Source organism: Methanoregula sp. (assembly GCA_026625165.1).
Lineage (GTDB): Archaea > Halobacteriota > Methanomicrobia > Methanomicrobiales > Methanospirillaceae > MVRE01.
Map to the genome: position 1 here is coordinate 154159 of CP112999.1, position 13700 is coordinate 167858.

The following is a 13700-nucleotide window of genomic DNA, read 5'->3' on the forward strand; positions in this document are numbered from 1 at the left end:
ATGGAGCAGGTAAACCCGACAAGGATGGAACTCATCAAGAAAAACGCCCAGATCAAGCTCGCCGAGCAGGGCAGGAACCTTCTGCGGGAGAAGATGGATGCGCTCGTGCAGGAGTTCTTCCTCATCATGGAGTCGGTCTCCAAGTCGCGGGAGGAACTGGAGATCGTTGCCAGCTCAGCACAGCGCTCGCTTTTAACCGCTCTTGCCGTTGACGATTCTGTCACCCTAAAGTCTGCTTCCTTTGCCACACGGAAAGGCCTGTTCATCGATATCACGGGAAAAAATATCATGGGTGTCCCGGTCCCGGTACTTCAGAAAAAGAGGGTGGCAAAGAGCGTGCTGGAGAGGGGTTACAGTATTCTGGGAGTAAGCGGGAGGATCGATGAGGTGGCGGAGAAGTTCGAGATCGAACTGGACCTGATCATCGGGCTTGCTGAGACAGAGACCTCGCTTCGAAGGCTTGGGGGCGAGATCCAGATGACGCGGAGGAGGGTGAATGCGCTGGAGCAGGTGCTTATCCCGGATTTAAGAAAACAGGCAAAATATATCGAAAATACCATTGACGAACGGGAACGGGAAGACCTGTTCCGGTTAAAAAAAGTGAAAAAGATTATCGAACGCAGGAAAAAGGCAGCCCAGAGAGCTCCTGCCGACCGGCAATAAAAAGTCCCTGTTATCATAAAAAATCAACAATGAGATGAACGGATGGGGGTGGATGCCATACGTGTGACGGCCGAATGATGAAGACCCGCGCACTCTGAAGCAGCCGGTCGCAGCGATTAAGTGATCCGATAACCATCTTTTTATCCCGTTTATTGCAATAATAACAAACGATGACCCCGGTGCTTGTTCATGCGTTCAATGGCATAAGCCAGGCAGCCCCCGTTTTTCTTTTGCTTCCCGGCATTTCTTTTCTCGATCATTTCAGGAACCTGTGTTCTACCGGCAACCGTATTGCAGGATTGGAAGCGGCACTTGACGTCCGGGGTCTTATCCGCCTGTTAACCCACTATGACCCTGATATCCGGTATAAAGCGGCGGAAGCGTTGGGAGAGATCGGGGATCCGGGTGCGGTGGAACCTCTTGCGAGGCTTTTGAACGGGGAAGAACTGAGCGGGATACGGTGGAAGGCAGCTGAAGCGCTCGGAAAGATTGGAAAACCTTCGGTGGAACCGCTCATTGCAGCGCTCCGGCATCCGGATGACGATGTACGGTGGAAGGCAGCCATCACTCTGGGAGAAATTGGCGATCCGCGGGCAATTGATCCACTCATAAGGCTGCTGTCAGATGAAGACCGGTTCGTCAAAGGCCGCGCTGCCCTGGCACTTGGTATGATTGGAAAGCCTGCCCTCGAACCGCTGATCTCTGCTTTGTGCAAGGGTGACGGTAATATGCGCTGGGGGGCAGCAATCGCGCTGGGAAAGGTACAGGATCCGGCGTCGGTTAAACCGCTAATCAGGGCACTTGCGGACAAATATGACAATGTGAGGGCAGAAGCAGCAGCCTCACTGGCCGCAATCGGGACTCCTGCAATTGCCCCCCTGATCCATTTCTTGAAATATTCAGAAAAGCCTGTTCGCCTTGAAGTGATGAATGCGCTGGGAGAGCTTCATGCAAGTGATGCTATTGAACCGCTGGTACAGATGCTGGAAAAAGCAGACGAGCAGGAAAGGTATGCCATCGCATCCATACTCGACGCAATACTTACCCCCTCATGCGAACAACTGGCAAAACGGTTGTGGAACGGCGATGATCAGGCAGAAAATACCCCCCACAAAGGACCGGACCAAGACGGGATAAACGGGGGGGAAAAGTTGGGATGACGGCAACCGGCGAACCGCTTAACCAGTTGATTGCAGCGCTGCATGATCCCTCGATAGATGTCAGGCACAGTTCCATTTTGCAACTGGCAGCGTATGGTGAATCTGCTGTCATGCCCCTGATCAGGGCGCTCAGAGATGCACAGGGCTCTGATGAGCGGTGGTATGTTGCGACCACACTGGCACGGATCGGGCAACCTGCAGTACACCCGCTTATTGCAGCAATGAAAAAAAATTCCGACCCGGAATTTCGAAAATATGTTGCAGCGGCGCTGGGTACCATCGGGGCCCCTGCCGTTGAACCACTTATCGATGCGCTCGCAGATGATGACCGGGAACTGCGCGGGTTTATCTCTCTTGCTCTCTGCAGGATTGGAAAACCTGCAATCGGACCTCTCACCCGCTGCCTTGAAGAGGGTAGCGGGATCATTAAAACCTGTGCTGGTCTGACCCTCTGGCAGATGGGAGAAGAGGGTATTGGAATTATGGTCAGCCAGGCAGCCCGTGAAGGGAATACCAAAAAGGGCACATGAAACTGTTGAAAACACCAGATTTTTTGTTGCTGCAATCAGAAACGAACAGATAAATCTCACCATGCCTACCATTCCGGTATGTTGCAGCTCTCTTCCCGGATGCAGGAGTACGAAAAAACCCTGCAGGCGGCACTTGATGCTGCAATGATTATTGCGTGTCAGGCGCGGTCCCGCGGGATGGATCCCTCGACAGAAGTTGAGATCCCGGTTGCAAACGACCTTGCCGATCGCGTTGAGGCTCTTCTTGGCATCCGGGGTGTTGCCGTCCGTATCCGTGAGCTGGAACAGCAGATGTCAAGAGAGGAGGTTGCGCTCAGGATCGGCGATGATTTTGTGCAGCGGAGATTCGGGGAGACAAGCCGCGAACAGATCCTCGACCATTCCATCCGCACCGCCATGGCACTGTTGACTGAAGGCGTAGTTGCAGCGCCAACCGAAGGGATCGCAAAGATAGGCATCGGGGTGAATGATGACGGCACCGAGTACCTGAAGATCTATTATGCAGGGCCGATCAGGAGTGCCGGGGGAACGGCGCAGGCTCTCTCGGTACTTGTGGGGGATTATGTTCGCCATGCACTGGGCATCAACCGGTATATGCCCCGGCAGGAAGAGATCGAGCGCTATATCGAGGAGATACGTCAGTACAACAACATAATGAACCTACAGTACCTGCCCAGTGAACAGGAGATCCGGCTTATCGTTAAAAACTGCCCGGTCTGTATTGATGGCGAAGCAACAGAGCAGGAGGAGGTTTCAGGACACCGGAACCTTGAACGGGTGGAAACAAACACTGTCCGTGGAGGGATGGCGCTTGTGCTTGCGGAAGGTATCGCGGGAAAAGCACGCAAGCTTAAAAGTAAAGTCGAACAGATGCAAATGGAGGGGTGGGACTGGCTTGACAAGATTGTAAAAGACAATACAGACGAAGGCACGGTCAACATCAAACCTCTCGACAAGTATCTCCGCGATCTCATTGGCGGCCGGCCGGTCTTTTCCTATCCCATGCGCAAAGGAGGGTTCCGGCTCCGTTACGGGAGGTCACGGAACACAGGATTTGCCGCTGCAGGACTTAACCCTGCCACCCTGCATATCCTTGGCGATTTTCTGGCTGTCGGCACCCAGATGAAGACCGAACGCCCCGGCAAGGCATGCGGCGTAGTGCCCGTAGATACGATAGAGGGTCCAACCGTGATATTGAAAAGCGGGGAAGTGCTACGTATCGACGATACAGCAACCGCCCTCCGGCTTGCCGATCAGGTTGACAGGATCCTCGATGTCGGGGAGATCCTGATCTCGTTTGGGGATTTTTTAGAGAACAACCACCCCCTTATGCCATCGGTATATTGCGAAGAGTGGTGGATGCTTGAGGGAGGAAAACGGCACCCGAAGGATGAAGAAGAGGCGATTGCATTCGCCCAAAACGGGGCTCCTCTCCACCCTGATTATACATGGATCTGGGATGACCTTACCTGCGATCAGATCCGCTCGCTGTCCGATGCTGTCTCTGCAGCAGGAATACTCCGGGACGGATACCTGGCACTACCCAATAAGCCCGGAATAAAATCCCTTCTCGAAGAGATCCTCCTCCCTCATACAATACAAGGTGGACAATTGGTGGTGAAGGAGTACCGGGCTTTCATCGCCTGCCTCGGGCTTGGTGATGACCTTAAGAAAAAAACTGCGGGTGGGGATTTGACACAGGCAAACTCACTCGCGCTCGTCTCAGATCTGAGCGGGTTTACGTTGCGGTCGCGGGCAGGAACCCGGATTGGCGGGCGCATGGGCCGGCCGGGGAAATCAAAACCCCGAAAGATGAATCCCCCCCCGCACGTGCTCTTCCCACTTGGCGAATCCGGCGGCTCCCGGCGTTCATTCCAGGAAGCTTCGAACCATGCCCCTCAAACAGACACAAGCTTTGTGGGCATTGATTTCCAGAAAGAGGGGGGAATAATCGAGATTGATGTAGGCAGGCGCCGTTGTACCGGATGCGGGGAGATTACCTTCCTGAACCGGTGTCCTGCATGTAGTGTGCACACCCGGCCTGTATTCACCTGCCAGAAATGCGGCCGCGAGACTGATATGGACCGGTGCCCGGGATGCAATGTCCCGACTTCATGTACCCAGAGAATCAGTATCAATGTCAAGGGGGAGTATGCAAAAACAATGGAGCGCCTTGGACTGAAACCCGACAGTATTGCACTCGTAAAAGGGGTCAAAGGGGTGATATCGCGTGAAAAGACGGTCGAGGCAATGGAAAAGGGGGTGCTTCGGGCAAAGCAGGATATTTTTGTTTTCAAGGATGGTACGACCCGGTTTGACATGATCGACCTCCCGGTCACTCATATCCGTCCGGATGAAGTCGGGGTTAGTGTTGAAAAGTTCCGGGAACTCGGGTATCTCCCGGATATCAACGGGTACGACCTCCAGAACGGGGCACAGGTTCTCGAACTTCACCCGCAGGACATCCTTGTCTCTGAATCATGCGCTGATTATATGATCAGAGTTGCCGGGTTCATTGACGATCTGCTGACAAGCTGTTATCAGCTCCCGCCGTTTTATAATGTAAAAACCAGAAAAGATCTCATCGGACACCTTGTTATCGGTCTTGCCCCGCACACAAGCGCAGGCGTTCTTGCACGGATCATCGGGGTTACCCGGGCGAATGTCGGCTATGCTCATCCTTTCTTCCATGCGGCAAAGCGACGGAACTGTTTCTTTGGAGACACGGAGATCGAAATATTTGATCAGTCCCTCTGGAAAAAAACAACCATCCGTAAATTTGTTCTTGAAAATTTTGATGTCAGCAAACCCGGGATCGATCGGCTTGGTACCTATTATTCAGATCCGGCGCAGGCATGGTACACCCGCACAGTGGATACAGGGGGGTCGATGCATATCCGCCGCATCACCTCCGTCTCGATCCACCGCGCTCCGGCTGCACTTATAAGGTTTATAACCTCGAGAGGCAGGGAGCTTGTTGTCACTCCCGACCATGCAATGCTGGTGTGGGATATAAATTACCTCCGCAAGGTCCGCGCGGTCGAGATCCGGGCGGGCGATCCCGTTCCGGTGTACGAGGGCTCAAACCTGATCACCGATAAGATCAGGACCATGGAAACCGTTCCTTCCCCGGAAGAGCGGGTTTACTGTATCACGGTTGCCGATGATCATACTCTTGTGGCAAACGGGATCTTCACCGGACAGTGTGACGGTGATGAGGACTGTATAATGCTCCTCCTTGACGGTCTTATCAACTTCTCCCGGTCATTCCTGCCGGAAACCCGGGGCGGAACCATGGACGCCCCGCTTGTACTCACAAGCAGGATCGATCCGGCTGAAATTGATAAGGAAAGCCTCAATGTTGATGTATGCTCACGATACCCGCTCGATCTCTATAACGCGGCACTCAGGTATGCAAAACCAAAGGAAATTGAATCCCTCATAGACCGGGTTGAACACCGGATTGGAACCCCCCGCCAGCTGGAAGGCTTCTCTTTTACCCACGACACATCTGACATCTCATCGGGGCCGCTTGAGTCAACGTATACAAAGCTCAAGACGATGATGGAAAAACTGGAGGCTGAGCTTGCCCTCGCAGAACGGATCCGGGCTGTCGATGCTGACGATGTAGCAGAACGCGTTCTTACCACGCACTTCATACCAGATCTTATGGGCAACCTTTCTGCGTTTTCCAAGCAGAAGTTCCGGTGCACCAAATGTAATACGACGTTCCGCAGGATGCCGCTCTCCGGCAAATGCATACGGTTCCGGGGCAAGGGAATATGTAACGGCAACATCGTGCCCACTGTCCATGAAGGATCGGTAAAAAAGTATCTGGAGATGTCAAAGGTTCTCTGCTTGAAATACCATGTTTCCGAATATACCCGCCAGCGGGTTGACGTGCTTGACCTTGCGATCACCTCCACGTTCGGTCTGGAAAAACAACACCAGCTCGGGCTTGCAGATTTCATGTGACTAAAACCTGCTTTCGTAAAAATTATGATAAAAATTTTGGGTATAGTCCTTATTAAACCACTAAAATAAAATTTGAGTTCAGATGTAAAAATTAGCTGAAAAATTAGAAATTAAATAGTTAGAAAAAAAGTGAGATAATTTAAGACGTGGTTTATCCTGGCTCAAACAGGATTTTATCCATCTATCGCAATATAGGGGGTCGCCACAACGGCGGGGGCGAGCCGACGGCGAAGCCCCCGGGAGTGTCTGAATGAATTACTTTTCCAATTGTTACAGGAAAAATTGGTGGTTAGAATGGTTCTATACCCAAATTTTTTAATCTGCTATCTCCCTAATCCCATACCTGTTTTACAAGTACCCCAAAGCAAGAATAGCAAGATACGGCTGGCTGCAGGAGACTCAAGGATCAGTCCGGAATTTTCGGATTATGGGTTAAAAAAACTCAAAGCCTTTTACGATCCTGCACCAAATCTATTCTGAGCGAGGGTATCTAAGTGGCCAACAGAGGCGGACTCAAGATCCGTTCCCGAAGGGGTTCGCGGGTTCAACTCCCTCCCCTCGCATCGTTTTTGGTGATTTCGATCATCAATTTCTATCCTGATTTTCATTCTTTTTTGGAAATCACAGGAATTTTAATTAACCGGCTGACGGATAACCGGTTTTTACATCCCGAAAAAATTATATTTTATCGCACGAACAAGAATATTCACTCAAGAGACGTTAATGATGTAATTATTAAGGGGAGATGGTGTACTGTCCGAATTTAATGAAGAGAAGAATGAAACCGGGGAAATTGTTCGGGTCAGGTTGCCCCGAAAGGGAAACCGCGAGATGTTCGGTTGTGCCGAACTGATGATGGGCGCAAATCACATACGCGTGCGGGGTTTTGACGGGATCACCCGTTTAGGGCGGATCAAAGGGAAGATAAAGAAAAAGGTCTGGATCCGCGAAGGTGACATCCTGATTGTCATCCCGTGGAACTTCCAGGACGAAAAATGTGATATTATTTACCGGTATACCGGGCCTCAGGTCGAATGGCTCCGCAGAAATCATTATCTGTAAGCTTTTTTTAAAGAAATAAAAATGAGAAAATCTTTCAATTACAGGCCTTTGACCATAATGTCATATTTTTTAATGATAAGTGTGTCAGATGTGGGTAATTGATATGTATTGGGAGCAGTCTCAACCCAATTAAGGGAAATTGTAATATAATTTCGCCATGCATCAGAAAAATCGTTGGCAGGATCAGGTGTATAGGTGACAATAATGGGGTTGGAAGGAGCTGAAACTTCGGTATAGTTCGTCATATCCTGTTGCAGTTGCATCTGAACAGTCCCTACACCCGTTCTTGACAGAATATCCGTTGAATTAATTCCAATCAGGTATATAACCGTGGTCGTTTTTGAGGTGATTGGATCGGTATCACTAAACCAACGCGGTTCTGCAAGCATAACCGAACCCGGCTGATATATTGGCCGTGTTATTACAGCGCCGTTTTCAATTGCGATTACCTGCTGGGCACTTACAGATTCATACTGGAGTTGTCCCGGGTTAAATACAGCAATAGGACCATTGAGATCCGAAATAATAAAGGAAGGTGTAGGATTTGCCGTTGTATTATATACAGTGAGCATTCCCCCGCCGATCTTAAGCGACGTTTCTTTGTAGGGGACACTCTTGTAAGTGAGACTTTTTATATCGTTTTGTATTACGATCATATTTTTTTCCATGATCCGCGTATCAGCATTTACCTGCTGCTCCAGGAGAAGAGGATAACCATAGAGTGTAACCAGCCCAATACCGACAATGATGAGAGTGAAAATTAACATAAAGCCGATTGATTCAGATATACCCTGCTCATCTCTCTCCCGAATCTTATGCATAACCATCAGAAACCTCCGGAATCATAACTGATTTTGTTTATCCCCCTGCCTGTGGTGTTTCCCATCACACCGCGAGTCGCCCCGATACCGGCAAGCGATACTTTGCTCGAAATAAATCCCCTCGAGACCGTTACGTCCTGGTTGGTGGGTGTTGCACCCTGCCCTATCTCAACAAAATAGTCCTTGCCTGCCACATCATCTGGGATATCAAATATCGTGGAAATTGTCCCATTATACGGCGAAGTGACATACACATCGACAATACGCGTGCTGATTCCGTTGCCGATATCAGTAAATGCTGAAGAACTTACCTGATCAGCCGGACCCTCCATGATATTGGTATTTACCATCAGCATCATCACGGCCATAAGAAACACGAGGACGCCGCTGATCATAACATATTCGATAAGGTTTGCAACCCCCGCGTCATTTGTTCGTTCAGTTATTTGTTGTTTCATTGTATGCGGTCACTCCATTGTTATAATGGATATCTATGATTTTTGTATAGGTCAATCCAGGGGGTGCATCGGTTACCCTGAATGAAACGACTGCATTCTTCCTGGCCATTGCAATTGAGGAAATATCCTTCCGGACATTATCGAGATCAGCAGGAACGGAAATTCCGGAAGACTGGAGCACCACGCTTCGCACATTCATGATATCATTTTTTGGAAATTCCAGGACTCCTTCTGCAGTTGTCTGGCCCACGACCGTTGACTGGTTGATCACAATTCCTAAAAAGAACAGGGAGAAGCTTACCATGAATCCCATGAGCACGATCCATTGAGCATCATCATTCAGTCGCGCCATACAAGCACCTCCATGAGAACCGCCTGGACCCGGTTATCAATCGGGAGCGGCCCCCCCCCACCATTCATCTTCACCCATTCCGTCACTCTTACCGCATGTTCCCCTCCGGTGGGTTTGCGTGATTCGGTAAAGTGATACAGATTAACTGAATTTGTCAGGGTGTCCCGGTAATAGACGTCAGCGCTGAACTGAAGATGATCATTAGTCCCTCCACCCGTTGTATTGCAGAATGAAAGAAAAGTCTCCTTAAACCTGTCCCTTTCGTTATTTTTTATCATAGTCTGGAGTGCGCTTTCAGAAGATGCTGCAGACGTGTTCGGAGTGTTCATCATATGCAATCCATCACTTCCCAGCTGCTCCAGCTGCATATCACTGATATGGGTGTCTCCCGGAGTATATACGGATGTGGTGCCGACAACGATAAATGCGGTCAGGAGCATGATAAGTCCGGCAGCAACCCCTTCAATGGTATAGAGCTGCCCATCATGGTTTACCATACTGCCACCTCCAGAACCCCCTCAATTAATTTTGGCTGGGTCACCCTGTTCGGGCTGTAATCATACTGGTAAGGCAAGGTGAAGCTGTTGTTGAAGAAGTTATCCTGCTGGTTTAAGGTAAATGTGTAATTTATATACAAATTTGTATTGTCGGTTGCCATGCCATAGAAGAATCCTGCCGGGAATATGACTGATACGTTTTCAACTATGGTAGCGGGTAGCGTTGTGGTGGCACTTCCCCCATCAATATACGGGTCGTCAAATGTTCGTACCTGGACAAGTGGTTGCGCAGGGTTCTGCCGGTAAATTTTGATGTTTGTCAGGTTAATTGAATTGGTGTCGGCCCAGAACACCGGGGCTTTGCTCAGATTGGTAACGTTTATCATAATCTGGTCCTGGAGGGGATTAATCTGGTACGCCGGGTTTCTTTCATCCCAGATCATGTGAGTGCAGTTGATCTGAAGCGAAAAAATATGAGTGGTAACATTTGCTGATGGTCCGGAATTTCTGTAATTGGGCGCCTGGATCGTCGCATTGCTGGGATATTTCAGCTTCACGAGGCGCCGGATATACCCATACCCGTCAGGTTTTATATCCCCGACAGAGTTGTTCATCAATCCATCGAATGTTGTGAGGGATATATTAAACCGGTACGGGCGATCACCAAAGATCACCCGGTGCTGATAGTCATCAGGATAGGAAAATGATGTACTGCAGAAAAACCGTTCCACTTTGCTGAATTTTAGGATATTCGGAGTTTCTTTTGAGATCGTGAGCCCGAACCGTTCGATCTCATCTTTCTGGAGATCGTCCTTGATCTCCCACGGTGGATTTGCAGGCATTCCGGAATCTTCGATAAGGATGACGCCGGTCCGGTATGCCACTGCATCATAATCTATTGACCGTGACTGCAGGCCGATGAGGAGCCCCGGGATCATGGTCGCCACCCAGATTATTGCGATCATGAAGAGGGTCATTCCCGCAAGAAAATCAATAGAGAGGTTTCCCCCGTCATCAGGCATATTACGGAATCAACGCCCCTGTTTTTGCATCAAATAAAAAGATTTGCCGGTTCTCCAGACGGTTCACCGTAACAGTGTATACCCCATTACCGAGTTCCAGGAGTTGGACCTGATCCTTTTGCACGGGGGTTGACCCAAAGAGAATTCCTGAATTTTTTCTGACAAGATCCGTTGGCGAAAAAAATGTGCCGTTTCTGATCTCCTGCTCCGGAAATCCTCCCTGCCAGGGGACCGATTGCCATCCCGAAACATCATAGTACATGAGGGCGCTCTGGTTATCGTACCGGATCCCAAACACCCATTTGGTTGCCTTTCCATCGGTATCGATATTAGTTCCCCGGATGTAATGGGTCGTAACATTGGACGAAACCCCCTTGGTCTCGACAAGGTATGATGGGATCTGGTCAATAACGTCTTCAAAAGCGAACGGCTGGGGCTGACCAGCGTCTGGCAGGTAAATGAGCCCGACGTCTGATATTTTGATATTTTGTGCATTCACCTGGGGAGTAATGTCTGAGCTTGTTCCCGCCAGGTAGATGACAGAGGCAAACCAGACAATGACGAGTGCCAGAAGGAAGAGGACGATATCATTCCTGCGCATTTTTTCCCCTAAAGGTGAATGGGTGGGGAATGAGATATAAATATTGGTACGTCTTCGGGAACCGGATTATTTTATTTTCGGGATAAGAAGAACCTGTCATAATGTGGTAAACCTTGATTTTGCCATGTTTTTAAAAATAAACATGGACAAATTTGATGCCGGTGTATGCTATCTATCGGTAATCTCCCGAACCGGCCGATCTGAAAAATTTTAAATCTCTTAATGTAACGCTGAAAAAAAAATAAGCAATGTGTGTTTATGGTACAATTTTTGTTATCGGTATCTCGAGGATATCTTCCGCACCGCATTCCTTGAGCTTGGGGATAAGATGATTGACCGCGCTCTTTGGGACTACCGTCTGGACACTGTAAAAATCAATCCCGTGCAGACGGCTCACGGTCGGGGTTTTCATTGCAGGAAGTGCAGCAACGATCCTATCCATCGATTTTGAAGGGACGTTCATGGTAAGCAATACTTTGTGGCGTGCTTCGATAACCCCGGACAACAGTGTTATGATCTCTTCTATCTCTTTGCGTTTCTGCGTATCTGCCCAGCTTGTTTTATTTGCGATGATGACCGTATAGGACTCCATGATCTGCCCGATAATCTTAAGGCCGTTTTTACGCAGGGTGGCACCGGTTTCGGTGAGGTCGACAACCACATCCATGAGGTCGGGGACCTTTGCTTCTGATGCACCAAATGAATGGAAGAGCTGAACCGGGATATTCAGGGATAAAAAAAAATTTTTCGTAAGTTCCGGGTATTCTGTAGTTACCCTGCTGCCCGGGCGGATCTGGGAAACGGTCTCAATCGGTTCATCGTGATGGACTGCAACGACAATCCGGACGTTTCCCTCCCCGGTCTTGCTGTATGAGAGTTTTGCTACTTCCACGACATCGGATCCGGTCTCCTTGACCCAGTCCAGACCGGAGATGCCAATATCAAAATACCCTTTGTCTACATATGTCGGGATTTCCTGCGGGCGCAGGATCTTTACCTTACCAATCCGGGTATCATCGATGCGCGGGTTGTAATCCCGGTCAGTCCGCTTGACTTCGAGATCTGCCTCCCTGAAGAGCTGCAGGGTCTGCGCTTCGAGGCTCCCCTTTGGTAGTGCGATGGTAATCATACAAATAAACATCGGACGCTGGACAAAAAAGGATGATGGCTGACTTTCACTCAAAGGTGTGCACTACAAGACCACTCATGAGTTTAGGCTCAAACCATGTGGATTTCGGTGGCATAATCCCGTGAGCATCAGCTATGGCGAGTACTGTATCGACTTTTACCGGCTGCATCACAAACGCAGTCATATACTCCCCGCAGTCTACCATCTGTTCGATGTCCCGTATAGGGCGTGCACCTCCGAGATACTGGAGACGGGAATCTCCGCGGGGATCGGTGATGCCCAACATATCTTTGAGCACATACTTCTGGAGCACCACGACATCAAGGGATTCAAGAGCAGGTGCCGTTGGGGAAATATTCCGCACACATTCGTACCACTGCCCTTTCAGGTATATGTGCATGACATGGAATTTGTCCGTATCTTTTGTCCTGGGTTGAATATTGTATCCCAGATCGTCCACATTTTCATACGGTTGTATGTCGAAAAATTCTGCAAGGCCTGCAAGGAATGATTGCGGGGTGAAGGATCCAAGATCGGTGAGCAGCCTGCTATACCCGTGAATCCTTACCCTGTCATGGGCAAAGAGCACCCCCATGAAACGGTTGATCTCCGCATCTTTGTCTGCATTCGGGTTCCGGTCTGCGACATTGACAGCGGATTTTGCACGGTGGTGGCCATCAGCGATATAGAGGTCAGGCACACGTGCAAAGAGCATTTCGAGATTGTTGAGTGATGAAGGGTCTGAAATCCGGTACATCTGGTGGATTGCGCCATTGTATGTGCGCAACTCAGCTTCCGGGACTCTTCCATCAGATACAAGAGAGTCAATAAACGAGAAGACCCCCCCGGTATCACGGTACAGGAGAACGACAGGACCGTTGTGAGTCCGGGTCACCTCAATATGACGCGTCCGGTCTTCCTCCTTGTCATATCTGGTCTGCTCATGCCGCCGGATATGATTGGTGCGGTAATCGTCAACATCAAGGCAGCAGCAAAGCCCAAGGAATGTTTCGTTCGCATTTCTCACCCGGTAGAGATACATCCCGGGGGCCGTATCCTTCTGCATACTGCCGTCTTTGAGATACCCAAGGAAATTGTCCCGTGCACGCTTGTACACCCTGTCGTCATAAGGCGGGATACCCGGAAGCTCGGCATCAGAACGGCTGACCCGCAGAAAACTCTGCGGGTCCTTTTCAATAATCGCCCGCGCCTCATCCACCGTTACGACATCGTACGGCACCGCTGCAATAGCGGGGGCAGCACTCCGTTCGGGACGCACCCCGGCAAAACGATAAATCCTGACCATGAAAAACGACCAAGCCCCGTAGGATATGTATGTGTTCTGATATTTGGGTGCGGACACTTATTATTCTCATCTCTAATGGGGGGCAGGATGGCCTGCGGGCATCCCGATTGGCGCAAACCATATC

At 49.9% G+C, this 13700-nt stretch carries 13 protein-coding genes and 1 tRNA gene; 6 read left to right on the forward strand and 8 right to left on the reverse strand.

Translation table 11 applies throughout. From position 1 onward, the window contains the following. From OS112_00825 to eif1A, 6 genes are all read left to right on the forward strand, one after another. Complete coding sequence (locus OS112_00825) at positions 1–663, forward strand: V-type ATP synthase subunit D (GenBank protein WAC05202.1); 663 nt, start codon at positions 1–3, stop codon at positions 661–663. 170 nt (positions 664–833) lie between these two features. Beyond that, positions 834–1823 (forward strand): HEAT repeat domain-containing protein, encoded by a 990-nt coding sequence (locus OS112_00830; protein ID WAC05203.1) that lies wholly within the window; start codon positions 834–836, stop codon positions 1821–1823. Beyond that, positions 1820–2353, forward strand: coding sequence for a HEAT repeat domain-containing protein (locus OS112_00835; protein WAC05204.1), 534 nt, complete (start codon positions 1820–1822; stop codon positions 2351–2353). The genes OS112_00830 and OS112_00835 overlap by 4 nt, the downstream gene beginning before the upstream one ends. 78 nt (positions 2354–2431) lie before the next feature. Beyond that, entirely contained in the window at positions 2432–6328 is a 3897-nt protein-coding gene (gene polC / locus OS112_00840) for a DNA polymerase II large subunit (protein ID WAC05205.1), read from the forward strand. A 480-nt stretch (positions 6329–6808) separates the two neighbouring features. After that, positions 6809–6891: transfer RNA gene (locus OS112_00845), tRNA-Leu, on the forward strand. Between the two features lie 190 nt (positions 6892–7081). Further along, positions 7082–7390 (forward strand): translation initiation factor eIF-1A, encoded by a 309-nt coding sequence (eif1A, locus tag OS112_00850; protein ID WAC06181.1) that lies wholly within the window; start codon positions 7082–7084, stop codon positions 7388–7390. Between the two features lie 38 nt (positions 7391–7428). Here eif1A and OS112_00855 read toward each other — a convergent pair whose 3' ends face one another. The 8 genes from OS112_00855 to OS112_00890 form a co-directional block, all read right to left on the reverse strand. Next, a complete protein-coding gene (locus OS112_00855) occupies positions 7429–8217 on the reverse strand; it encodes a hypothetical protein (GenBank protein WAC05206.1) in 789 nt (262 codons plus the stop codon). Further along, positions 8217–8669 carry a hypothetical protein gene (locus tag OS112_00860; protein ID WAC05207.1) on the reverse strand — a complete coding sequence of 151 codons (453 nt, stop codon included), beginning with the start codon at positions 8667–8669 and terminating at the stop codon, positions 8217–8219. Before OS112_00860 ends, OS112_00855 begins: the two co-directional genes overlap by 1 nt. After that, a complete protein-coding gene (locus OS112_00865) occupies positions 8650–9021 on the reverse strand; it encodes a hypothetical protein (GenBank protein ID WAC05208.1) in 372 nt (123 codons plus the stop codon). Before OS112_00865 ends, OS112_00860 begins: the two co-directional genes overlap by 20 nt. Next, positions 9009–9518, reverse strand: a complete 510-nt coding sequence (locus OS112_00870) for a hypothetical protein (protein ID WAC05209.1) — start codon at positions 9516–9518, stop codon at positions 9009–9011. Before OS112_00870 ends, OS112_00865 begins: the two co-directional genes overlap by 13 nt. Further along, the gene (locus tag OS112_00875) at positions 9512–10540 is read right to left on the reverse strand and encodes a hypothetical protein (protein WAC05210.1); all 1029 of its coding nucleotides are present in this window, start codon (positions 10538–10540) and stop codon (positions 9512–9514) included. Before OS112_00875 ends, OS112_00870 begins: the two co-directional genes overlap by 7 nt. A 1-nt stretch (position 10541) precedes the next feature. Next, the gene (locus OS112_00880; protein ID WAC05211.1) at positions 10542–11141 is read right to left on the reverse strand and encodes a hypothetical protein; all 600 of its coding nucleotides are present in this window, start codon (positions 11139–11141) and stop codon (positions 10542–10544) included. 256 nt (positions 11142–11397) lie between these two features. Then, positions 11398–12270 carry an ATP phosphoribosyltransferase gene (gene hisG / locus OS112_00885; GenBank protein WAC05212.1) on the reverse strand — a complete coding sequence of 291 codons (873 nt, stop codon included), beginning with the start codon at positions 12268–12270 and terminating at the stop codon, positions 11398–11400. A 46-nt stretch (positions 12271–12316) separates the two neighbouring features. Continuing rightward, on the reverse strand, positions 12317–13576 hold the full coding sequence (locus tag OS112_00890) for a DUF1015 family protein (GenBank protein ID WAC05213.1): 1260 nt from the start codon (positions 13574–13576) through the stop codon (positions 12317–12319). Positions 13577–13700: the final 124 nt, after the last annotated feature.